This window comes from Buchnera aphidicola (Pemphigus obesinymphae) (assembly GCF_026122815.1).
Lineage (GTDB): Bacteria > Pseudomonadota > Gammaproteobacteria > Enterobacterales > Enterobacteriaceae > Buchnera_C > Buchnera_C aphidicola_BJ.
On the sequence record NZ_JAIWQW010000104.1, the window covers coordinates 1 to 354 of the forward strand.

1 protein-coding gene is annotated in these 354 nt (G+C 32.8%); it reads left to right on the forward strand.

What is annotated here, in order from left to right; genetic code table 11:
* A partial coding sequence (locus LDP10_RS03310) for a TCP-1/cpn60 chaperonin family protein (RefSeq protein WP_321160505.1) occupies positions 1-354 on the forward strand: 354 nt, incomplete at both ends.

The following is a 354-nucleotide window of genomic DNA, read 5'->3' on the forward strand; positions in this document are numbered from 1 at the left end:
GTAAAAGTTACTTTAGGACCAAAAGGAAGAAATGTTGTTTTAGATAAATCTTTTGGAGCTCCTAGTATTACTAAAGATGGTGTATCCGTAGCTAGAGAAATTGAGCTAGAAGATAAGTTTGAAAATATGGGTGCTCAAATGGTGAAAGAAGTAGCTTCTAAAGCAAATGATGTTGCAGGAGATGGAACTACTACTGCTACTTTATTAGCTCAATCTATTGTCAATGAAGGATTAAAAGCAGTTGCGGCAGGAATGAATCCAATGGATTTAAAAAGAGGAATTGATCAAGCAGTAATTAAAGCAGTAAAAGAATTAAAAAAATTATCTGTTCCATGTTCAAATTCTAAAGCTATT